This is a genomic window from Rhodococcus sp. 14-2483-1-1 (genome assembly GCF_002259335.1).
In the GTDB taxonomy this organism is placed as follows: domain Bacteria; phylum Actinomycetota; class Actinomycetes; order Mycobacteriales; family Mycobacteriaceae; genus Rhodococcoides.
This window is the reverse complement of the sequence record NZ_NPFX01000027.1, coordinates 134,048-154,448: the sequence shown is the minus strand read 5'-3', so window position 1 is coordinate 154,448 and position 20,401 is coordinate 134,048. Positions and strand designations below refer to the sequence as shown.

At 61.7% G+C, this 20,401-nt stretch carries 21 protein-coding genes; 13 read left to right on the top strand and 8 right to left on the bottom strand.

All coding sequences use genetic code 11. The features are described 5' to 3' along the window. The first annotated feature begins 83 nt into the window (after positions 1-83). Both CH294_RS27050 and CH294_RS27045 read left to right on the top strand, forming a co-directional pair. Positions 84-1,310, top strand: a complete 1,227-nt coding sequence (locus CH294_RS27050) for a M20 family metallopeptidase (protein ID WP_094739393.1) — start codon at positions 84-86, stop codon at positions 1,308-1,310. Next, positions 1,307-2,656, top strand: coding sequence for an MFS transporter (locus CH294_RS27045; protein WP_094739392.1), 1,350 nt, complete (start codon positions 1,307-1,309; stop codon positions 2,654-2,656). Before CH294_RS27050 ends, CH294_RS27045 begins: the two co-directional genes overlap by 4 nt. On the opposite strand, the gene CH294_RS27040 is transcribed toward CH294_RS27045, so the two are convergent. After that, positions 2,635-4,011 (bottom strand): cytochrome P450, encoded by a 1,377-nt coding sequence (locus CH294_RS27040; protein WP_094739391.1) that lies wholly within the window; start codon positions 4,009-4,011, stop codon positions 2,635-2,637. The two genes, CH294_RS27045 and CH294_RS27040, sit on opposite strands and share 22 nt — an antisense overlap. Before the next feature lie 117 nt (positions 4,012-4,128). Here CH294_RS27040 and CH294_RS27035 point away from each other — a divergent pair, with 117 nt between their 5' ends. Next, positions 4,129-4,434: a hypothetical protein gene (locus CH294_RS27035; RefSeq protein ID WP_032405153.1), complete on the top strand. Its 306-nt coding sequence runs from the start codon at positions 4,129-4,131 to the stop codon at positions 4,432-4,434. 26 nt (positions 4,435-4,460) lie between these two features. Here the strand turns inward: CH294_RS27035 and CH294_RS27030 are convergent, their stop codons facing one another. Beyond that, positions 4,461-5,258, bottom strand: a complete 798-nt coding sequence (locus CH294_RS27030) for an endonuclease/exonuclease/phosphatase family protein (RefSeq protein WP_094739390.1) — start codon at positions 5,256-5,258, stop codon at positions 4,461-4,463. Between the two features lie 148 nt (positions 5,259-5,406). Here CH294_RS27030 and CH294_RS27025 point away from each other — a divergent pair, with 148 nt between their 5' ends. After that, the gene (locus tag CH294_RS27025) at positions 5,407-5,826 is read left to right on the top strand and encodes a nuclear transport factor 2 family protein (protein WP_037152917.1); all 420 of its coding nucleotides are present in this window, start codon (positions 5,407-5,409) and stop codon (positions 5,824-5,826) included. A 19-nt stretch (positions 5,827-5,845) separates the two neighbouring features. Here CH294_RS27025 and CH294_RS27020 read toward each other — a convergent pair whose 3' ends face one another. Beyond that, positions 5,846-6,508 carry a helix-turn-helix domain-containing protein gene (locus CH294_RS27020; protein ID WP_170944880.1) on the bottom strand — a complete coding sequence of 221 codons (663 nt, stop codon included), beginning with the start codon at positions 6,506-6,508 and terminating at the stop codon, positions 5,846-5,848. Between the two features lie 217 nt (positions 6,509-6,725). Here CH294_RS27020 and CH294_RS27015 point away from each other — a divergent pair, with 217 nt between their 5' ends. From CH294_RS27015 to CH294_RS26990, 6 genes are all read left to right on the top strand, one after another. Then, positions 6,726-7,550 carry an SDR family oxidoreductase gene (locus CH294_RS27015; protein WP_249305520.1) on the top strand — a complete coding sequence of 275 codons (825 nt, stop codon included), beginning with the start codon at positions 6,726-6,728 and terminating at the stop codon, positions 7,548-7,550. Further along, positions 7,543-8,982, top strand: coding sequence for an FAD-dependent oxidoreductase (locus CH294_RS27010; RefSeq protein ID WP_094739388.1), 1,440 nt, complete (start codon positions 7,543-7,545; stop codon positions 8,980-8,982). The genes CH294_RS27015 and CH294_RS27010 overlap by 8 nt, the downstream gene beginning before the upstream one ends. A 24-nt stretch (positions 8,983-9,006) precedes the next feature. Further along, on the top strand, positions 9,007-10,338 hold the full coding sequence (locus CH294_RS27005; protein WP_094703566.1) for an MFS transporter: 1,332 nt from the start codon (positions 9,007-9,009) through the stop codon (positions 10,336-10,338). Between the two features lie 11 nt (positions 10,339-10,349). Beyond that, a complete protein-coding gene (locus tag CH294_RS27000; RefSeq protein ID WP_094739387.1) occupies positions 10,350-11,132 on the top strand; it encodes an SDR family NAD(P)-dependent oxidoreductase in 783 nt (260 codons plus the stop codon). After that, complete coding sequence (locus CH294_RS26995; RefSeq protein WP_037152905.1) at positions 11,132-11,638, top strand: nuclear transport factor 2 family protein; 507 nt, start codon at positions 11,132-11,134, stop codon at positions 11,636-11,638. The genes CH294_RS27000 and CH294_RS26995 overlap by 1 nt, the downstream gene beginning before the upstream one ends. A gap of 112 nt (positions 11,639-11,750) precedes the next feature. After that, positions 11,751-12,029, top strand: a complete 279-nt coding sequence (locus CH294_RS26990; RefSeq protein ID WP_249305518.1) for a hypothetical protein — start codon at positions 11,751-11,753, stop codon at positions 12,027-12,029. Between the two features lie 30 nt (positions 12,030-12,059). Here the strand turns inward: CH294_RS26990 and CH294_RS26985 are convergent, their stop codons facing one another. Beyond that, complete coding sequence (locus tag CH294_RS26985) at positions 12,060-12,650, bottom strand: hypothetical protein (protein WP_094739386.1); 591 nt, start codon at positions 12,648-12,650, stop codon at positions 12,060-12,062. A 177-nt stretch (positions 12,651-12,827) separates the two neighbouring features. Between CH294_RS26985 and CH294_RS26980 the strand changes: the two genes are divergently transcribed. Then, on the top strand, positions 12,828-13,205 hold the full coding sequence (locus CH294_RS26980; protein ID WP_242459103.1) for a hypothetical protein: 378 nt from the start codon (positions 12,828-12,830) through the stop codon (positions 13,203-13,205). 58 nt (positions 13,206-13,263) lie between these two features. Here CH294_RS26980 and CH294_RS26975 read toward each other — a convergent pair whose 3' ends face one another. Then, on the bottom strand, positions 13,264-13,926 hold the full coding sequence (locus CH294_RS26975) for a hypothetical protein (RefSeq protein ID WP_094739384.1): 663 nt from the start codon (positions 13,924-13,926) through the stop codon (positions 13,264-13,266). 2,292 nt (positions 13,927-16,218) lie between these two features. On the opposite strand from CH294_RS26975, the gene CH294_RS26965 reads away from it, so the two are divergent. After that, the gene (locus CH294_RS26965) at positions 16,219-16,911 is read left to right on the top strand and encodes a hypothetical protein (RefSeq protein ID WP_094634017.1); all 693 of its coding nucleotides are present in this window, start codon (positions 16,219-16,221) and stop codon (positions 16,909-16,911) included. Between the two features lie 18 nt (positions 16,912-16,929). On the opposite strand, the gene CH294_RS26960 is transcribed toward CH294_RS26965, so the two are convergent. The 3 genes from CH294_RS26960 to CH294_RS26950 form a co-directional block, all read right to left on the bottom strand. Then, positions 16,930-17,376: a DUF2569 domain-containing protein gene (locus CH294_RS26960; RefSeq protein ID WP_141216552.1), complete on the bottom strand. Its 447-nt coding sequence runs from the start codon at positions 17,374-17,376 to the stop codon at positions 16,930-16,932. 41 nt (positions 17,377-17,417) lie between these two features. After that, entirely contained in the window at positions 17,418-17,939 is a 522-nt protein-coding gene (locus tag CH294_RS26955; protein ID WP_094634015.1) for an ImmA/IrrE family metallo-endopeptidase, read from the bottom strand. Between the two features lie 74 nt (positions 17,940-18,013). Continuing rightward, positions 18,014-19,120, bottom strand: coding sequence for an integrase (locus CH294_RS26950; RefSeq protein ID WP_249305516.1), 1,107 nt, complete (start codon positions 19,118-19,120; stop codon positions 18,014-18,016). 414 nt (positions 19,121-19,534) lie between these two features. On the opposite strand from CH294_RS26950, the gene CH294_RS26945 reads away from it, so the two are divergent. Then, complete coding sequence (locus tag CH294_RS26945; protein ID WP_094634013.1) at positions 19,535-20,350, top strand: SDR family oxidoreductase; 816 nt, start codon at positions 19,535-19,537, stop codon at positions 20,348-20,350. Positions 20,351-20,401 lie beyond the last annotated feature (51 nt).

The window sequence follows — 20,401 nt, the reverse complement described above, 5'->3', positions numbered from 1 at the left end:
TCTCGTCCTTCGATCAGTCGACTCCACACTATGACCACGGACACAGTCCGACTGCAACAAGACCGCTGACACGAAGGTGCAGAATGAACCTCCCCGACGACGCCGACGCCATGGCTGGCGATCTGGTGCAGCTCAGACGCTCACTTCACCGCACACCCGAGGTCGGCCTCGACCTCCCTCGCACGCAGGAAATGGTGCTCGACGCCCTGGCCGGGCTTCCTCTGGAGATTCACATGGGCACGGCCACCACCTCTGTGACCGCAGTACTGCGCGGCACCGCTCGCACCGGAACTGCCGTACCCACCGTGCTGCTACGTGCGGACATGGATGCACTGCCGGTAGTCGAACAGACCGGCCTCGACTTCGCCGCACAGAACGGTGCGATGCACGGATGCGGCCACGACTTGCACACGGCCGCACTGGTCGGCGCGGCACAGTTGCTGTCTCGGCATCGAGACCGTGTCGCAGGAGACGTCGTACTGATGTTCCAACCCGGCGAGGAAGGCTGGGACGGTGCCGCCGCGATGATCGACGAAGGTGTGCTCGACGCATCGGGCCGGCGGGCCGATGCCGCCTATGGACTACACGTCTTTTCCTCGCAGCAACGCAACGGAACATTCTTCTCTCGACCCGGGACCCTGCTCGCCGCGTCGTACAGACTCTCGGTCACGGTGCGCGGCGAAGGCGGCCACGGGTCTTCGCCCTCCACCGCACGGGATCCCGTCACGGCGATGGCCGAGATGATCACTTCGATGCAGACGATGGTCACGCGGACGTTCGATGTCTTCGACCCGGTCGTCGTCACGGTCGCACATGTGCGGGCCGGTGTGCGGCACAACATCATTCCCGATGACGCTACCTTCGAGGCCACGGTGCGTTGCTACTCGGCGCGCACGTACGACGCAGTGCCGACCGCGCTGCGACGCGTTCTGGAAGGTGTCGCAACCGCTCATCGCGTCGATGTCGACGTCTCCGTGACGGCAGAGTTTCCGATGACGGTCAACGACATCGACGAGACCGGTTTCGGAGCGGCGACCATCGCCGAACTACTCGGCGAAGAACGCTACGAGACCGCGGCACATCCCCTGTCCGGCTCGGAAGATTTCTCGTACGTACTGCAGGAAGTGCCCGGCGCTTTCATCGGACTCGGCGCATGTATGCCCGACAACGATCCCGCCGACGCGCCGATGAACCACTCCCCTCGAGCCGAGTTCGACGACTCCGTGCTCGTCGACGCCGCGACCGTCTACGCCGGTCTGGCCATCGCTCGGCTCGACCACGCCCCCTCACCCGAAAGCGACGCCCGATGACCGACAGCGCAACCACTTCGTTCACGTCCGATCCCACCCGACGGCACGAACGCCGCGAGAAGTTCAAAGCCATTGTGGGAGTGGGTGCCGGCAACGGTATCGAGTACTTCGACTGGACCGTGTACGCAATCTTCGCGGCCTTCTTCGCGCCACAGTTCTTTCACACCGGCTCCGCCGTGTCGGACCTACTGGCATCCTTCGGCGTTTTCGCCGTAGGTTTCGTCGCGCGTCCGTTCGGAGGTCTGCTGTTCGGCTGGTTGTCCGACCGGCGCGGCCGAAAGCTGTCCATGACACTCGCTGTCGCGTTGGCATCGGTGGGTAGCCTCGTCATCGGCCTGACTCCGACGCATCAGACGATCGGCGCTGCTGCCGCCCTCGTTCTGGTGGTGGCTCGGATGGCTCAGGGAGTAGCGCACGGCGGCGAACTGCCCTCGGCCCAGACGTACATCATCGAGTACGCTCCTCCGTCCAGGCGGGGCCTGTGGTCAAGTGTCATCTACGTATCCAACACGTCCGGAGTCGTGGCGGGAACGCTGATGGGCGCCGTACTGACGACCACGTTGAGCAGTGAGCAGATGACGGACTGGGGTTGGCGACTGCCGTTCCTACTGGGTGGTGTGCTCGGCTTGTTCGTCCTGTGGATGCGCTCACGGATGACCGAGACCGTAGTGTTCGAGAAGTCCGGTGACACAGAGACACCGGTTTCCCTACGCCGACAGTTCTCGACCCATCGGCGGCAGATTCTGCAAGTGCTGTTCTTCAGTGTCGGCGGCACTGTCTTCTACTACGTGTGGGCGGTGTCGGCACCGGCGTACGCCATCACCGTGCGTGGAATCGATCCCTCAGGTGCACTGTGGGCCGGAGTCGGAGCAAACGTCGTCCTGATCGCATCGCTTCCCATGTGGGGCGCGCTTTCGGACCGGATCGGCCGGAAGCCGGTGCTGTACACCGGAAACATCGGGATTGCTGCGCTGCTGTTCCCACTCGAATCGTTCGTCGGCTCCAGTGCATTGTCCCTGTTCCTCACCATGTCGGTGGCCCTGTGCGCCATCGGCGCCATCCTTGCTGTGATGCCCGCGATGATGGCCGAGCTGTTTCCCACGGGTACGCGCGCCGCAGGTGTGGGCGTGCCGTACTCGATTGCCACCGCGGCCTTCGGCGGAACCGCCGCATACGTGCAAACGTTCTTCGCCGATCGCGGTTCGCCGGAGCTGTTCCAGTGGTACACACTCGCTTTGCTGGCCGTGTCCATCACCGCCCTGATCACCATCCCCGAGACGGGGAAACGGGACTTGACTGCGCCCGAACCGGCATCGGCGACCCGTCAGGTACGAAGTGCGATGTAGAGGGAATGTTCGGACGCCGTATGGATCGGATATCGATTGTCGTACTGCGTCGGGTCGACCTGAGCGTCCGGGTACGCACGCAAGAATGCGGTGACGAAAACGGCGATCATCGACAACGCGAACGACTTCCCCGGGCACGACCTCGGACCCTTGCCGAACGGCATCACCTTTGCCGAATCGACAACTGCACCATGCGCGTTCAGTAGCCGTGCCGGATCGAATGTGGGCCCACTCAGGGCATGAACTGCATGAATGTTCGGCATTATCAGCGTGTTTCGATGAAGCCGCACCACGCGGTCACCGACCTTCAGATCGAAATCCTCCGTGACTCGGCCGTTGAAGACCGATCCTGGCGTGTCGACCCGCAGTGCCTCCATCACGCACGCCCGCACCACCGCCGATGCGCCAGCAGATTCTGGGGCAACCGCGCCGACTTGGGTCTTCCAGATCGAATTCACTGGGGCCAGAATGTGTTTCAAGGTCGCGAGCACCGCGGTACGGGTGGTATCCACGGCGGCCACGAACGACGTCGCGGTGTCGTCACGGATGACGCCGGTGGAGAACCCGGAGTCACTGTGCAGCCGCGCGAGGTGACCCGCGACGGTCGAATCCGGTGGGTGAGCCGACATCTGCAGCATGTGCTGCTGCAGCGCGCGTGTGTTCGCACGCATCAGGCGTTGCTCGCGCGTCAACGGCAGGTGCTGCAGCCTCGGCTCGACCCTCATCGCGTAGGTGTTCGCGAACTTCCGCAACCGCAGAAAGTTCTCGTACAGCGCCTCCGCGAACGGGAGGCTGCACTCGCGTCCCTCCCGGTCGACGTACCGGACCGGCGCGAACGCTGCCTCACCCCACACAGCCTCGGCCACTGCCTCCCGGACACACACCGTGACGACCGGACGCAGATCGAGACCGATTTCAACCGAGTCGAGCGGTAAATGGCGATCTAGTGCACGTACGGTGACGCCAAGCGCGTTGCTCGAACCGGTCGCCACGACCAGGTTTCGCTTGCGCTCCTTGAAATCGGCTCGAGTCGACGACGCGAAGGTGACGGCCTCCGGACTCAGCTGTCCGAACGAATGACGCGCCGCAGTATCTCGGTCGATGTGAACGCCCGCGACCTTGGGATTGACTATCGCGTCGATCGCCCGCCGGGACAGCGCATACAACTGCACGCGACTGCCCCGCCACGTGCCGATGAAATCCGAGGTGCCGTCGCCGATGAAAAGATGGTCACGGGTCAACTTGTGTTCGATGGCCCCTGAGACCCCGAATTCGGCCGACAGCGGCAGCGCCCCACCCTCGAAGTGAATCCCCTGCCGAATGTAACTGGAGCGCTGCGCGAATACCGAGCTCACGTCATCACGGCTCCTCGACAATCACTCCTGCCGCCACTCGGCTGCTTCGGCCAGCTTAATCGCGGGTCGAGCAGCGCAAGGAGGATCGGAGAGAGTATTTCGGCGATACTGGAAACCATGATTCGCAACGTGGTTGTCGGACGCCTCCGTGCCTCGACCGATTCCGAGCAGGCCGACGCAGATGCGGCACAACTTCGGGACGGTCTCGCCGGAATCGCGGCGTTGAACCTGCCCGGCCTGCTCATGCACCACAGCGGCATCGATCTCGCACTGCGCGAGGGCGGTTGGAGCTTCGCGATCACCAACGACTGGCTCGACGCCGACAGCTACCGCGTCTACGACCTCGACGCCGAACACAATGTTCACCGTGCCCGAATCGCCGAGGTCTGTGACCACATTGCTCGAGTGCAGTTCGAAATGTGAGCGAGCCTCCGGATCTACATCTCCCGCTATGCGAGATCCAAGGCAAGTGCTCGGTGGTCGGACACCTCTGGTTTCGCGACGATCTGGAAACTTCGCACTGCAGTCGGATCGGACACCAACAGATAGCTGGCGCTTCGAACTCGTTTCGTATAACTGGACGCTCGCGTGTCTGCTTCTCCCACCAGGTCGGTCATTCCGTGCTCGGCCAGCAGTGTGAATGTCTTGCTCGACGGCAGCAGGTTCAGGTCGCCGCAGAGCACCATGGCGTCGCTCGACGGGCGAACATGTTCGACGACCTCGACCATCTTCCGGGCCTGCTCCAGCCGAATGGGACTGTCGTCCTTGCCTGCTGGATCACGCAGACCGTGTAGTTGGATGACGGAGACGAACCTGTCGCCGACGCGATCGCGAACGGTCACCGTCAACGCGGCTCGTGGACGGTCGTCCACGTTCCACTCCGTGTGATCGACGAACCGTGAATGCACGAACCGCGCGTCGAGTCCGACGACAGGAAAGTCCTCACGCACCCAGGTCGCAATCCCGAAGTCCTGTCTCAGTTCCACGCCGTCGGCGTCGGTGACAGGTCCGGCGTCGTTGGCGACGAAATACGGCGTGTATCCGGGCAACGCGGCGGACACGTCGCCGAACAGATCGAGCCGCTGCGGCAGAGTGCGCTCACCGTCGGCGAACGTTGCCCAACCCGATCGATTCGGAGTACGAGTGACTTCCTGAAGGCAAATGATCTCGGCATCAACGGATTTCAGCCATCCCACGAGCTCGTCGTACATGGCACCGCCCCACGCATTGATCGAGATGATCTTCACAGCACGATGATGGCAGATGTGGCGTAACTCGCGCGCTTCATTTTCGGTTACGACGAGTAGACCCCTGACTCGACTGCCAGATGGACCGGACGTAACGTCATCACCAATACGCACAGTCCGTGCGAATAACGCACCGAAGGAGACGCCGATGCCCGATCCAGACGCGGGAACCGTTGCCGAGGTTCAACTCCTTTACGGCAGGCAAAGCCACGCAATCGATTCCGGACGCGCAACGGAATGGGCAGAGACATTCACCGCAGACGGCGTCTTCGACTCGCCCAGTTACCCCGAACCCCAGGTCGGTAGCGACCAGCTGACCGCCTTTGCCCAACGCTTCTTCGACAGCGCGGCCGACGCGAACGAGAGGCGTCGGCACGTCATCACGAACATTGCCGTCGATCTCGTGAGCGTCGACGAACTGACAGTCGACTGCTACCTCCAGATCATGGCAACACCGCGTGGCGGCGAGACTAGGCTCGTTCGGTTCACGTCGGTCCGGGATCGTGTTGTACGAGTGAATGATCGGTGGCGTATCCAGCACAGGACCGTGTCTCGCGACGACGCCTGACACGACCCTCAACCTCCGGCTAACGAAGCAAACGCCCCAACCGTGCCGCCGCAGCGACGACGGCCGCACCGAGTTCCTCTTCGTCGTCGATCTCGAACACCGACGCACCCACACTCGCCATGGCGTCTCCGCGGCGACCCGGCACCACGGCGGACACTCCGCCGACCGATGGAATCACTTCACCGTGGGTGACCGCATATCCGACGCTTCGCGCCCTCGTCACTTCTGCACGTTCCCCGTCCGCCGGGGGCAAGGACGCGAGCATTGCCAGGCCGGCAGATCCTCGGTCGATCGGATCGACCTGCCCCCCACGGAACGCAACGTGCACCTTCGCGCCTCGTGGCTCGACAACCATCAAAGCCCTTACTTCCGTTTGATTTTCGCGAACGACGAGATGGACGGTCGCTCCCAGCTGATCCGCCAGTTCTTCGAGAACGGGGCGCGCCACGGTTCGCAGATCTTGCTCGACGGGTTCGGCGAGCGCCACCAGCCCGGCCCCGAGCGAAATGCGCTTGAAGTCGTCTCGCCGGCACAGATGATGAGCCTCGAGCGTGCGAACCAGCCGGTGCGCGACGGTGCGGTGCACACCGATTCCGTCGGCGATCTCGGTGATCGACAAGCCATTGGGATGTTCGGCCAATAGCTCGAGCACGGCGAGGCCGTGGTGCAGCGTTTTGGACATCCCAGAATCGATGGCCACGGAGTGACTGCCGTCCATGCGGCGTGGATCGGTGTCGGTCATGAAGCGCCCCCTATTGACGAGTGTGAGGTGGACCACCTACAGTTCGACCTGAATCGCACACTGCGTGCGATTATCGCACACAGCCTGAATCGCCGCAAGCTGTCCCCTCGGACCGCTTCGCAGGCTCGATCACGATCTTTCGCACGAGGAGAACGCCATGAACAATCCCAATCCAGGACGCGTCGTCGATCGCACGATGACCGCGGTCTACCCCGAACTAACAGGCAAGGTTGCTGTCGTCACCGGGGCCGCTCAGGGAATGGGATCGGTGTTCGCCAAGGGACTTGCGGCGCGCGGCGTATGCGTCGTCGGTGCCGACATCAACGACGCTCGCATGAAGGAAACAGCGGAGCAACTCAACACGGAGCTGGCCACCGACTCGCTGGTCGAGCAACCCGGAACGATCATCGGCGCACGAGCCGACGTCACCGTCGCCGATGATCACGAGGCTCTCGCCCGAACCGCTCTGGCCGAATTCGGGCGGATCGACTTCTGGATCAACAACGCGGGGATCTTCCCGTTCGCGTACGCCGCGGACATCACCCCCGAGCAGATAGGTGCCACGCTCAGCGTGAACGTCGAAGGCGTTCTGTTCGGTTCGCAAGCAGCAGGTCGCCATATGCGCGAAGGCGGCGCGATCGTCAATATGTCCTCGGTATCCGCGCTTCGCGTCCGTAAGGGCCGCGGTGCCTACTGCACGTCCAAAGCGGCCGTCGCCCACCTGACGGAATCCCTTGCCGTCGAATTCGGAGATGTGGGCATTCGCGTCAACTCCATTGCACCTGGCTACATCGACACCGAGATGACTCGGTGGGTACAGGAAGATCCCGAAGCGCTGGCCAAGGCACTCGATTCCGTTCCCCTGCATCGACTCGGCGCACCGGAAGAAGTCTTCGGGCCGCTCCTGTTCCTACTGTCGGACAGCGCTCGCTACGTGACCGGGCACAGCATTGCGGTGGACGGCGGGTCGCGACATGTCTGACACCGACTACGACGTCGTCGTCATCGGCGGCGGCGGTGCGGGGCTTGCCGCCGCAGTCACTGCAGCCGAAAACGGTGCGTCCGTCATTCTTTTCGAGGCGTGCAAGGAACTGGGCGGATCGACGGCACTGTCGGCCGGATTGTTCACCGCTGCAGCGACAAGCGTGCAACGCGCCCTCGGAATCGACGACAGCGCAGAGAAGTACTTCCAGCACTACATGGATCTCAATCAGTGGATGCTCAAACCCGGCCTGATCAGAACCTTTTGCGAGCAGGCAGGACCGACTCTGGAGTGGCTGATCGAACTCGGATTGGACATCCCCGCAAAGACTTCCGGCAACGCACACCAACCGGGCCTGAGCCAGGCGGGGGTCGAGGACGTCTGGAGGGGTCACGTTCCGAAGGATCAGGGGTACGGCCTCGTCCAGGTTTTGGACGCCGCACGCCGCAGGCACGGAATCGAGGTCGTTCTCGACACTCGTGTGCAAGCGCTACTCACCGAGAACGATCGGGTCGTGGGAGTCGTTGCCGATGATGTCGAACTCCGTTCTGCGGCAGTCGTCGTGGCCACGGGTGGTTTCGCCCGGGATCCCGAGCTGGTCGATATTCATTTTCCAGCTGCCAACCGGGCCGGCTCCGCTCTCTTCGTCGTTGCTGCCGAGGGCAGCCGCGGTGACCACCTTCGCTACGCGCCGTCGGTGGACGCATCCATAGCAGGTCACGGGTGGGGACTCATGCTGCCCACCGTCTACTTTCAGCGCTACCACCACTGGCAGTCGGGATTTCCCCCGAAATCACGTATTCACGTGAACGCCGCGGGGCGTCGATTCATGGACGAAGACGCCTCGTACGCGGTCTCGACCGGAATCATCGACGGTCAGGGTGGCTCGGCCTGGATGATCTTCGACGACAACGCTCGACAGAATCTGCCTGCGGGATATGCCGATTGGGCACCCGATCGTATCGAGGACGAGGCAGACGCCGGCCGGACACTTCGCGCATCCTCCCTCGCGGAGCTGGCCGAACTCATGGCGGTGCCCGCCGCGGCTCTCGATTCCACGGTCGAGCGATGGAACGCGCATCTGCCCCACGGCGAGGATCCCGACTTTCTGCGCCATCGGACACTCGCCAACAAGGGCAGTACGTCGAATCCCGAACCCATCGAGACCGCCCCCTTCTATGCCGCACGAATCCTCCCCGCCGAATTGGTGTGCACACATGCAGGTTTGGAGATCGACTCCGATTCCGCGGTGCTGACAACACGCGGCACCCGCGTACCCGGCCTGTTCGCTGCAGGCGAGGCAGGAGCGGGAGTTCTCGGGCAGAGGTACGTCGGTGGCGGTAACGCTGTCGCCAATGCACTCACCATGGGCCGGATTGCCGGTCGAAATGCCGCCCTTCACACCGTCGATGCACAGCCACTGACGGCCTGACCACCCCCGACCTCGAGGACACCGATGACTACGAACGATCGCGCCGTGCAGCCCGAGTCGGACGCACGAGCCCCCAGCACGAACCCGAAACAATCTCCCCTGACAGTGATCCGGGCCGCTGTCGTCGGAACCGTCGTCGAGTACTACGACTTCGGCATCTACGGCTACATGGCCACCACCATCGCCGCGCTGTTCTTCGTGTCCGACGATCCGACGGCCGCCCTTCTCGGTACGTTCGCGGCGTTCGCCGTTGCCTTCTTCCTGCGCGTTCCGGGCGGAATCTTCTTCGGACACATAGGCGACAAGTACGGCCGCAAGAATGCGCTGTCCTGGACCATCCTGCTGATGGTGATCGCAACCGCCGGAATCGGATTGCTCCCGACCTACGTCACTCTGGGAGTGTGGGCCACCTCGGTTCTAGTCCTGTGCAGATGCCTGCAGGGATTTGCTGCGGGTGGTGAGCTAGGAGGGGCCAACGCGTTCGTCTCCGAGTCCGCGCCGACGCGGTGGCGTGCGACCCAGACGTCGATGGTCAACACCGGAACCTACATCGGATCGTTGCTCGCCTCGCTGTGCGCACTGGCACTGAACTCCGTGTTCACCGACGAACAGATCCTCTCCTGGGCATGGCGAATCCCGTTCCTGCTCAGCCTCGTGATCGGCGGTGTCGGCATCTGGATCAGGAACCGTCTCGACGACACCCCGGAGTTCAAAGAGCTCGAGGACAAGGGAGAGACCAAGAAGCTCCCCATCTCGGAGCTACTGAGCACCTCGGGCGGCAGCGTCGTGAAGATCATCCTGCTCGGTGCGCTCATCACCGGTGGCTACTACATCGCATCGGTCTACGCCGCCACGTACCTCAGGACCGAGGGCGGTCAGACCTCGCAAGCAGCATTTCTCTCGACCTCGCTCGCGTTGGTTCTCGGAGTGATCACCCTGCCAATCTCGGGCTACATGGCCGACAGATACGGGCGGAAGCCCGTCCTGTTCGCGGGCAGCTTCGCGGCCATCGTTCTCGGTGTCCCGATGTTCATGATGATGGCCGGCGGCACGCTGTGGCAGGCCGTCGTCGGGCAGTCGGTGTTGTTCATCGCGGTGTCCGTCGTCAACGGTGCCTCGTACGTGACCTACGTGGAAATGCTCAAGACCTCGGTGCGGTACACAGGCCTGGCGCTGGGTAACAACACCACCAACATGTTGCTGGGTGGCACAGCACCTTTCATCGCGACGTACCTGATCTCACTCACCGGAAATCCGCTCGCACCCGCGGGTTACTTCGTCTTCTGCGCCGTCATCACCTTCGCCACGGTCTTCTTCGTGACCGAGACGAAGGGGACCGAACTGAAAACAGAGTGAGAGGCCCTCGCGTGAACTTCGAGAACAAGACGATCGTCGTCACCGGCGCAGGTAGCGGCATGGGCCGCGTCGAATCGGAGATGCTGGCGGCCCGGGGAGCCAAGGTGTGGGTCACCGATATCTCCAAGGCCACAGGCGAAACGGTGGTGAAGAACATTCTCGATGCCGGCGGTCGGGCAGAGTTCTACCAGCTCGATGTCACCGCACCGGACTCGTGGACGGCACTGGCGACATCCATCGAGTCATCGGATGGTGACCTCGACGGTCTGGTGAACAACGCCGGTGTCAGTCACCGAGCGGGCATCGAGGACACGACCGTCGACGACTGGCACCGCGTCATGAACATCAATCTGAGCTCGGTGTTCTATGGAATGAAAGCTTGTGCGCCACTTCTCAAACAGGGTGGTGGTGGTTCGATCGTCAACGTGTCGTCCATTGCCGGGATGCTCGGTTACTTCGCGGCAGGGTACGGTGCCAGCAAATGGGGAGTGCGTGGCCTGTCGAAGGTAGGAGCACTCGAATTCGCCGAATACGGAGTTCGAGTCAATTCGATCCATCCCGGCCTGGTCGACACACCGTTACTGCATTCCGGCTCAACGGCTTTCGTGGAGACCAGCCTGCAATCGGTACCCGCGGGGCGCGTCGCCGACGCCGAAGAAATCGCAGAATCGGTCGCGTTCCTGCTGTCGGATTCATCGCGGTACATCACCGGCACAGAAATCGTCGTCGACGGTGGCCTGACCTCCGGCGGGATCTACCACCGCATCACCAACGAGTTGAAAGCCGGTTGCTGATGTCGAGTGAAGACCGAGTGGCGATCACCGAGGTGCTGTATCGATACGCCCGGGCCGTGGACCGCAAGGACTTCGAGAGCCTGAGGAGGTGCTATTTCCCTGACGCCGTCGACCACCACGGGGGCTATGTCGGCACGATCGACGGTCTGATCGAGGACATCGAGCTTCGTCATCGAACCATCGACAGCTCGATGCACTTCATAACCAACGTCATCATCGATCTGGAGCCGTCCGAACAGGTGGCCGACGTCGAGTCCTACTGCCTGTGCTACCTGCGGCAAGAATCCGAGATCGGATCGTCGACGCACGTCTTGACGACCGTGAAATGCCGATACGTGGACCGCTTCGAAAGACGGGACAGCGAGTGGCGGATAGCCGATCGAGTAGTCGTGTTCGACGAGTCCCTGTGCACCACTGTCGAAAACGTGCTCGACCCGGGTTGGGTCACCTCCCGCCGTTCCCAAGCCGACCCGGTATTCACACGTGGGGCCCGAAACAGCGGGTGACAAGTTGCGAACGCCAAGATCCGTTGGGTATCTACTATGGAGGCGACGTCATCGTCCAGCTGCGCTGACAGGTTCTATTGGCACGTTCGCGCTGCACTCGATTGGAGACTCGGTGAAACGTAAGTCCGCTTCTCAGTCGATGTTCCGCGACGGTGCCGGAAGCCTGGCGTTGGTGGCGGGCATCGTGGCAGTCATCTGCGCATTCGTGCCGTTCGTCGGAGACTTCGTGACCATCCCGACCGGAATCGTCGCGGTGATCAGTGGCTGGATCGGTCTCGGCCGCGCGGTCGAGGGCGATGCGTCCAACGGTCGGGAGGCAGTGATCGGTGCGGCGCTCGGGGGTGTCGGATTGTTCATCGTGTTTCTGACCTTCGCGGCATCGTCCATGTGATCTCAGGACCATTCGCGGCCGACGGCGAATTCAGTTGTTGCGGAGTCCCGGGGTCATCGCGATGTCGGTTACTTGTTGGACCGTCAGCACGCGATCGGCGGATACATCGACATGGCTGCCGTCGGTCGCGTATACCTCTACGCGACTTCCTTTTTCGGATGACCTGACATCGACGACGGTGCCGTCATTCAGTGTGCGGCGCTCATCGACGTACCCCGCAATACACGCCCCGACGGGTTGATCGGATGTCGACAGCGTCACGTTCACGTCGCCCACGGCCCCGCCCAGCGCGATTCGCCCATACGCAATGGCTCGGGTATCGAAGGTCAGCGGTGGGAACATCGCATCGGGCTCGACCGTGGTTCCAGCGGGCAGTGCCTGAATCAAGGCGGCGGATTTGGCCGCTGCGTCGAACCCCGCGGGGACAGAATCAGGGCCGGCAATTGCGTAATTGATTCTCTGCATATCCTCGGGCAGGAGGACCTCCTCGCAGCCGGGTATCGACACGGCGGGGGGTTGAGGATCGTGCAGTAGACCGGCAACTACGACGCCGGCTGCCACGGTGCCGACGATCACCGCAACTGTGGACCACACCGACTTCGGGTCACCTGGATTTGCCATCCTGTCAGTGTCCACTGCCGACGACGACCCGGCGAACCCTGACCGACGTCTCTCAGCGTCGCCCCCGACGGAAGGGGGATGTAACGAGCGATGACCGTCCGTCGACCTAGGGGCATGAAGATTCGACGGTTTGTCCGTTACTCGCCTGTCGCATTCGCTCTCTGTACAGCGGCCGCAGTGCTCAGCGCTCCCAGCGCCTCGGCCGAAGTAGTGAGTCTCGACATACTTCCCGGTCTGAGTTTCGGGCAGACCACGCCGTACGGGGTCGGATGCACGTACGTCGCCGTCGCTCGCACCGAACAGCTGGTCGAACCGCGCGTCGACATAGCTCCGTTGGATGCCGAGTCCGCGATGCCGATCGAGGACTTCGTATGGCAGTTCGATGGATACTTCAGCACCCCAGTCGTACTCGGGCACAAAGTGACTCTGTGGACACCTACCACCCCCGGTCAGCATTCATTGATGGCGTACCAAACGTCGGCCGGTGGCCCTGTTGCAACGGTGAACGTCAATCCAGCCACCCCGGCTGGGCCGCTGTGCTTCGTCGCGCCCTAGGTGTCGGCACCACCGCGTGTCAGCATCGAGTTCGATGACATGCGGGGGCGAGGCAGGCTTATCGCCTGGACCGTTCGGCAAACCATGACGCCACCGCTCCGACCACGAACACGGATGCCGTCAGCATGATGTTCAGACACAGGCTGAAGCGGGAGTCGAATGCCCATTCTCGCGGAACCAGGTTCTCGACGTCGTAGAGGTTCGACACCAGACTCGCAGCTACCGCGACAGCTCCTACTGCCGTCAGTAGGAGTGATCTCAGACCGACACCCCACACCAGAACGGCCGCCGATAACGTCAGCAGGGGCACGAGCCCTCTGATGGTCAGATTGCCGAAGTAGAACAACAGTCCGCCCTGCACCAGAACGATTGTCAGGACTGATGATCCGAGACTTGCAACGAGCCACAGCCGAACCCTCGATGTGATGCCCGATCTACGTTCGCTCCACCCGCAATACACCGCGACAGCCCCGATGCACACCGGCACGGCAATCAGCCAGTACAGACTTGTTTCCGGTGCTGTGAGGAAAGCAGATCCGCCCACCCACATCGGATCCGACACCGACTCACCGGCATCGAACGGCTGCCGAACGTAGAACGGCACAGCACCGACGAAGAGCAGTGAGAGGAACACGAGAGGGACGGCCAATCGCGGGACCACGGCACTCGGCGAAGCGTCGGACTCACTGACGGCTGCCGTTCCACCCGATCGATCGCTCACATTGCCTCCTCCAGGGATGACAACAAACCCTACGCCCGGTTTGTTTGGGTTGTCCAGATCCCGGCCGGACCAGGGCCAATCCACGCAAACACAAATGCCCCGAACCGCATCGCTGCAGTTCGGGGCATTTTTTCCTGTGCGCCCGAAGGGATTCGAACCCCTAACCTCTTGGTAGTAGCTCACACGGATTTGCGGACCGATATGGATCCACATACACCATCCGGCCAGCTGTTTTCGCAATTCAAGTATCCACCGAAGTTCTGATGGAACCACCCGAACCGAGATCAAAGTGTTGAGTAAGTGTTGAGCGAGTTCCAGGGTCGAGCGTCCTGCGAAGTCTCACTCAGTCCATCAACGTCTGCCCGTTTAACGGGCCCGGTGCCACCTGGGCAGGGCAGGTCCAACTGGTCGGTGCGTCAACGAGCACGGAGGTCCGACGACGCAGCATGTGACTGCGCATATCGGCACCGATCTCGCCGTGCGAACACGATGGCCTCGGGCGCGCCCGACGTAAACGGCAGTTACCGCACCGTCAAGGTTCCTTGACGGATGTGTATGCACCTCGGGTCGTGACCACCAAACCTCGACCCGACTGAGCCGCTTCGCCGGGCCGCTACGCCGGTGTACTTACACCTCAAAACTGCCGCTGGGAGGGCAGGTCTCGAACCGTTCTAATAATGACGGAGACTGTCACCACCTCACGAAGGAAATGAGGGATCAGAGACTCCGATAGCCTGTCGAGCCCTCGTCACGCGTTAGTTTTTCTCTTACGTTCCTTTGGTGTCGTCTATCCTTGCGTCAGAACTCCCGCCGGTCCCACCAGCAGTAGTCGTTGAGATTTTCGTCTTTCTCGTATCGGACACCAATCTCCGTCAGCCACGTAATGACTCGCTCGCAAGTCGCCTGCAGAACTGTCGTGAGAAACTCTACGGATGCTGGTTCATTGGCAGCAGGCACACTGGCGAACAGTTCGAATATGTCCGGCCAAAACTGACCGATGTATTCGTCCCACCCGGTCGGCAGTGGGCTCGGGGGGAAGTGGCTCTCGGTCCCCTGCCGTGTATTCTGCCGCCAGATAGCCAAGAGCTTTCACCATCTCTTTCGCTGCACCCAGCGCTTGCATCGCGGCTCGCCTGGGGTTGTCGTCAATGTGGGCAGCGCTCTCGTTCAATGCGCGTCGAAAATGCTCTACATCGTCACTTGCGGTGGACTCATGGGTCGGAGTCATGGTCACGCGACGGTTGGCTGCCAACTCACAGCGAAATTCATCGATTGCTTCACCAACGTAGTGACGCCATGCTCGAACGGTTGGCGAACCCGTCAAGCTATCAACGTAGTCGCTTGAGTCCGTGCTGCTCAGATGCATCAAGATGTGCTGTGGCTCATGTGCCGCAAGGTGTTCCAAGATTTGCGTTTGGTCGTCGACTTCGGCCTGGGATTCGGGAGATTCGTTCAGAAAACGTTCCCAGTCGATCACAACGTCCCACGTGTCGTCACTAGCCAGCACGGTCTTGGCTTGAGCTATATTCGCCCCCCTCGTTGTGGTTTAACCCGAACCTCCTTTTCCGTACAAATCCGGTTGGAGGTTGGCGAGGGTGGCAGCCATCGACGCCGTGATTCGGATTCGAACGACCACGTCGTCCGGGAGGTACTCATCGAAGACAGCCAGCACCATTTGACGACGACGGCTGAGAAGTCCGCGCGGAACGATGCCAGGTAGCAGTGATGGCCCACCTCGCCACTCAAACTCGTCCTGAATCACGGTGCGTATACCGTCATAGACCACTGCCTTGTTGGACGTACGCCCACCCGCGGCGGTCTCACGTTCCAACGGCTTCTTCCGATCCCGTTTCCTGGACATGTAGTGATCATGCCGACAGACACCGACACATAGCGCTGCACATGCCGGCGAACCGCACGGAAGTTACGGTGGGCACAACGCGATTCCCCATCGCTCGCTACGCGCGCCGGCGCAGGCTTGGCCTGATTGGCGGATGAGCCGGAAGCAGCTTTTGGAGGTGGTAACGGCGATTTACTGCACTGCCCGCCGTTATGTGGTCTGATGCAGTCGTGCTCCGGAAAGCCATTTACTCGCTCGGCCTGGCTCAACATCCACCGCTTGGACGTGTAGTTTCCAGAGTGGAGCGAGGTTGCACTTTGATCAACTGGTCTATGCGCGGGCCTACGGCCCCCGACTTTCCAGACAGCGATAGCTCTCTTGCCCGTGATGACGCTCCGGCTCTTCCCGAAATACCTCCCCGAGGCGTGGTAGGCGCGGCGGTCGGACCGATCATGTGGGCCACCGACCAACTTTCGGCATTGCATATTTTGACCGACCAAGTCGCCCACACAATGCCGTTCAACCACCATGCGGCGAGTTTTATGTCGTTGTGCCGGACAGCATTCGAGTGCTCTTCGCAGGCAATCTGGGTAATGTCCTCCCCAGATCGCGAGATTAGACGACGGCGCGCAGCCGGGATGTCGCTCGCAAACGTTGGCGACGCCAAGCGATACCTTGACGGTGAGATCTCACTGGCACTGGGTCGAGGGGAACCCGGCCCGACATTGGAGCGCGACGAAGTCCAAGGATGGATTGCCGAGTTGAACCGACTCGGCCCGCAATCGGCAAAACCCACCGCGAGGGTTATCGCAGCCGGACGATGGATCCAGGACAACTCTCCTCCACACCTGGCGGCAGAAATTGGCTCCAGACCGATTGGACTACTTGTCGAGCAGCAGTACAACGTATGTTCGAGCTTCAGCCACGGAGAAACCTGGCCGGCTACCCTTGTCGGAGGTGACATCTCATCGATGTTTTCGATGATGGCAGACGCTATCGCGGTAGCTGTCTACGTCACCGAATGCGCAGTTGCGTTGATCGAAGCGCACGCCACCACCACCGGATCGACACGGGCGATTCACTATCCAGACCGTTTGAGTTCGACCATTAGGGCTTGGCAGCCAATTTACAGCTGGACAGACTAACGAACTGACCGAACGGAGCTACACCGAATCAGTTGGACTCGGCCGTATCAGCCTAGCCCGGGAAGCATTGCTGCCTGGGTTGTCGAACAAATAGTTCGCAATTATGTACGCGATGCCGAGCACCTCGACGACCGTTGCGCTGATCCAGGCAATCATCACTGAGTCTGCAATATCCCCCTTGTTCCAGATCATGAAGATCGTGAACAGGACAAAGTTTCCGAACAGGCTTCCGACTACGGTTAATCCGGCCCACTTGAAAAAACGCTTGCGCAGCCTGTTCTGTTGCCGGGCCTTCTTCTGTTCAGCCCGGTTCATTTTCGCCAGGTGGTTCCGACCCTCTTCTGCGGTCCCCATGAAAGTTGGATGCTGACTTTGGAGGTCACTCAACTTGGCGTTGTCGAAGAACTCGTCCAAGTCCTCAGGGTCCGGATTCGCTTCAAGCCATGCATCGAAGTCATCATCCATAGGGCCGTTGTCGTCTGGTGCCCCAAACTCCTCGCCGTGCACTAACTTTTGCCCAGTCGCCGCAACCGGGTCTGCATTGCTGGAAGCGAGATGTCGAAGGCCTTGGCCATCTCGATTGTGCTCATGCCGCGGGCTGACAGCATCTTCACAGCTTGAGGCGGGGCAAGAAGGTTTCCTGCGAACTCATCGGCGTAGAACTCGTGCAAGTCGCGGCCAGCGGGTGCACCGCGGTAATCAGTGAAAGAGAACGACCCCTCCGGGTCGACCTTCACGCGTTCGATGTAGTGACCGATTTCGTGGGCGACGGTGAAGTTCTGCCGCGCAGGCGTGTCATTTTCGTCCACAATGATCTGAGGGGCTCGCCCCTTCTTGCGAATCAACATGCCAGAGATGCCCGGATCCAGGGTCATATAGGTGATCTCGATACCAAGGCTTCGCGCGATCGAGAAGGGATCGATTGGTAGTTGGGTACCCCAATGCGCCCGACGCGTTTCCTGCGCATCTTCGAGCGCAGCATCTTTTACCAGTGCCACCGACTTCACCTCCTCCTGGCCAACCGTCACGACCAAATTACTTACATGTTATTCCACGAGCTGACGTGGCTCCAGTTGCCGCCCCACGCGAATCGGCGCAGTACTTACAGGCCGATGTCGGTAACGGCGTTGCCCACCAGCGGTGCGTATTCGCGGCGGTACACCTCGACGGAGTCGAGTCTGGCGTGTCCGGTCTGTCGGGCGATGGCGGATCCGTCGGCACCGTTGCGGTTGCCTTGGGTGACGAAACCGGCGCGGAGCGAGTGGCCTCCGAGCTTGGCGAGAGCCTTGAGGTCGTATCCGGCATGTTCGGCGCGGCGGCGGATGGTTTGGTGGATTGCCGCTCCGGATAGCGCGGTGGAACCGAGATTGCCGTTCTTGGTGACTGTACGAAGCAGGGGCACCCGTGCGGCGGTGCGGGGCACCCTCCCACGGCACACGTGACCGTCGAATGGATCCCGCTTCCTGAGAAGCCGGATCACTGAAGGCCGGCCGCCGGCATCGAAGGCGGCGACCACCTGCGCCCATCGGACGTACGCGCAGGGCGGGCAGGTCTGGTGGGACTCCGTGTAGGGCAGGGCTTTCACCGCTCCCCTACCCTCCTGGTCGGTCTTCGACTTACGTAGCCGGATGTGGAGTCCGTCGTGCCGGTGCACGGTGACGTCTCCGCAGACCATCTCGGAGAGTTCGCTGCGGCGGTAGGCACCGGCGAACCCGAGGAGCAGAATGGCCGAATCGCGGCGTTCAAGGACCTCGTCGGCCCAGCCGTGACACCGTTCCCGCGCGGTCGCGACGAGCAGCTTGATGTCGTCGACCAGCAACGGGTCTCGCGGGGTGCGGGGTCGGTCCCCCGCGGCCGCGTACTCCCGCCGGATCCCCGACAGGGTTGCAGTGACGAGTTCGTGCGCGGAGGGCGATAGATGTCCGGTGGTTCGGTGTTGGTGGTTGATCGCCGCGATCCAAGTACCGAACGTGGCGACGGCATAGGCCCGCTCCCCTGCTTCGGTGCGGGTATCGGCGGCGTCGACGAGGTAGGCGGCGACAGTGACCGGGTGCGCCGGTAGCGTCACGTGACCATTCGTCTCGCACCAGCTTGTGAAGCGTTTCCACGCGGCCGCGTAGGTCTTGCGCGTTCCCTCGGAGCGGGAGGACTGCACGGCGCTTGCGATCCGCTTCGCGACGGCGGGCGGGATCTCCGGCTCGACAGCCATCGGCCTTCCCGTGCCCGAAATGCCTGCGGAAGGGGTCACCGCATGTGTTCGGCCTGGTCGGAAGTCCATATGCGCAGCCTAACGCAGATTGCCGACGTCTCTGCAGAGCGAAACTGTGCTGAACTGGTGTTTTCCTCAAGACGGCGCGGAAAATGCAATTTACCGCGGCGACATTAGATCGACTTTCAGACACCTATCTACACCGACCGTCCCGCAAATGCGTTGCCAACATTTACGGACCCGAGTCGTACTCACGCATATGGTTCACCGCTCGTCCGAGCGCCTCCGAACAAAGCGCACCGGAACGACTAGATACAAAACGAAATACAGACCAGCTGGTTGCTAGCGCGACTGCAAGCCTTTCGTTACTGTTCCTAGTTACCCAAGGTAGCGAGGCGCAGGAGGGGCGAGCAGATGCCAGGTGAATGGAAAGCAGCGATTACCGGCGCGGGTTCGGGCGTAGGCCGCGAGATCGCCTTGCAGCTAGCACAACAGAAGTGGTCACTCGCGCTCGCCGACAGCAACTACGACGCCCTCCTCGACACACAGTCTCGATGTGCTGCGACGGCCGCGATCGCGCGAGCGACCCGTGTCGACGTCTCCAGCCGGGCCGAAATCACTTCGTGGGCCGCATCTTCGCGCAATGGGCTCGGCGGTATTGATGCGGTCTTCAACGTCGCAGGTGTTCTATATAGCGGCGATGTCATCGACACTCCCCCAGCTGATTTCGATCTCGTGATGGCAACCAACTTCGAGAGCGTCGTCAACAGCTCTCGCGCTTTTCTGCCGGACATTCTAACGTCACGTCGAGGCCGAATTATCAACGTGTCGTCCGCATTTGGAGTCATGTCCGCACCAGGCTACTCGGCATACAACTCATCCAAATTTGCCGTTCGGGGCTTTACCGAAGCCCTGAACCAGGAACTCCGCCTGGCGTCACGAACCGCGCGTGCGACCTGTGTGATCCCTGGTGGACTCAAGACGTCGATCGCTCGGACGGCGCGGGCGGCACCGGGCGTTGATCACGTGCGGACTGCCGATTTTTTCGATAGACGCATAGCCCGAACCACCCCCGAAGTGGCCGCCCAAAAAATCATTGCGGGTGCGTGGAGGGGGAAGTCGCAGGTGACAATAGGGAACGACGCCCGCCTCGTCGCCGCGACAACGCGCGTGCTTGGCCCTCACTACCAACGGCTGCTGCCTTCGCTCCGAGCACTGCGACGGACCTAGCAAGTCGTCATCAACAGAAACCACTCACCAGACCTGCGGGGGTCGGTCAAC

Excerpts from the sequence above, each read along its gene's own strand:
- CH294_RS27050 (WP_094739393.1), top strand. The coding sequence starts at position 84 with ATGAACCTCCCCGACGACGCCGACGCCATGGCTGGCGATCTGGTGCAG.
- CH294_RS27045 (WP_094739392.1), top strand. The coding sequence starts at position 1,307 with ATGACCGACAGCGCAACCACTTCGTTCACGTCCGATCCCACCCGACGG.
- CH294_RS27035 (WP_032405153.1), top strand. The coding sequence starts at position 4,129 with ATGATTCGCAACGTGGTTGTCGGACGCCTCCGTGCCTCGACCGATTCC.
- CH294_RS27025 (WP_037152917.1), top strand. The coding sequence starts at position 5,407 with ATGCCCGATCCAGACGCGGGAACCGTTGCCGAGGTTCAACTCCTTTAC.
- CH294_RS27020 (WP_170944880.1), bottom strand. The coding sequence starts at position 6,508 with ATGTCCAAAACGCTGCACCACGGCCTCGCCGTGCTCGAGCTATTGGCC.
- CH294_RS27015 (WP_249305520.1), top strand. The coding sequence starts at position 6,726 with ATGAACAATCCCAATCCAGGACGCGTCGTCGATCGCACGATGACCGCG.
- CH294_RS27010 (WP_094739388.1), top strand. The coding sequence starts at position 7,543 with ATGTCTGACACCGACTACGACGTCGTCGTCATCGGCGGCGGCGGTGCG.
- CH294_RS27005 (WP_094703566.1), top strand. The coding sequence starts at position 9,007 with ATGACTACGAACGATCGCGCCGTGCAGCCCGAGTCGGACGCACGAGCC.
- CH294_RS26995 (WP_037152905.1), top strand. The coding sequence starts at position 11,132 with ATGTCGAGTGAAGACCGAGTGGCGATCACCGAGGTGCTGTATCGATAC.
- CH294_RS26985 (WP_094739386.1), bottom strand. The coding sequence starts at position 12,650 with ATGGCAAATCCAGGTGACCCGAAGTCGGTGTGGTCCACAGTTGCGGTG.
- CH294_RS26965 (WP_094634017.1), top strand. The coding sequence starts at position 16,219 with ATGTGGGCCACCGACCAACTTTCGGCATTGCATATTTTGACCGACCAA.
- CH294_RS26960 (WP_141216552.1), bottom strand. The coding sequence starts at position 17,376 with ATGGATGATGACTTCGATGCATGGCTTGAAGCGAATCCGGACCCTGAG.
- CH294_RS26950 (WP_249305516.1), bottom strand. The coding sequence starts at position 19,120 with ATGGCTGTCGAGCCGGAGATCCCGCCCGCCGTCGCGAAGCGGATCGCA.
- CH294_RS26945 (WP_094634013.1), top strand. The coding sequence starts at position 19,535 with ATGCCAGGTGAATGGAAAGCAGCGATTACCGGCGCGGGTTCGGGCGTA.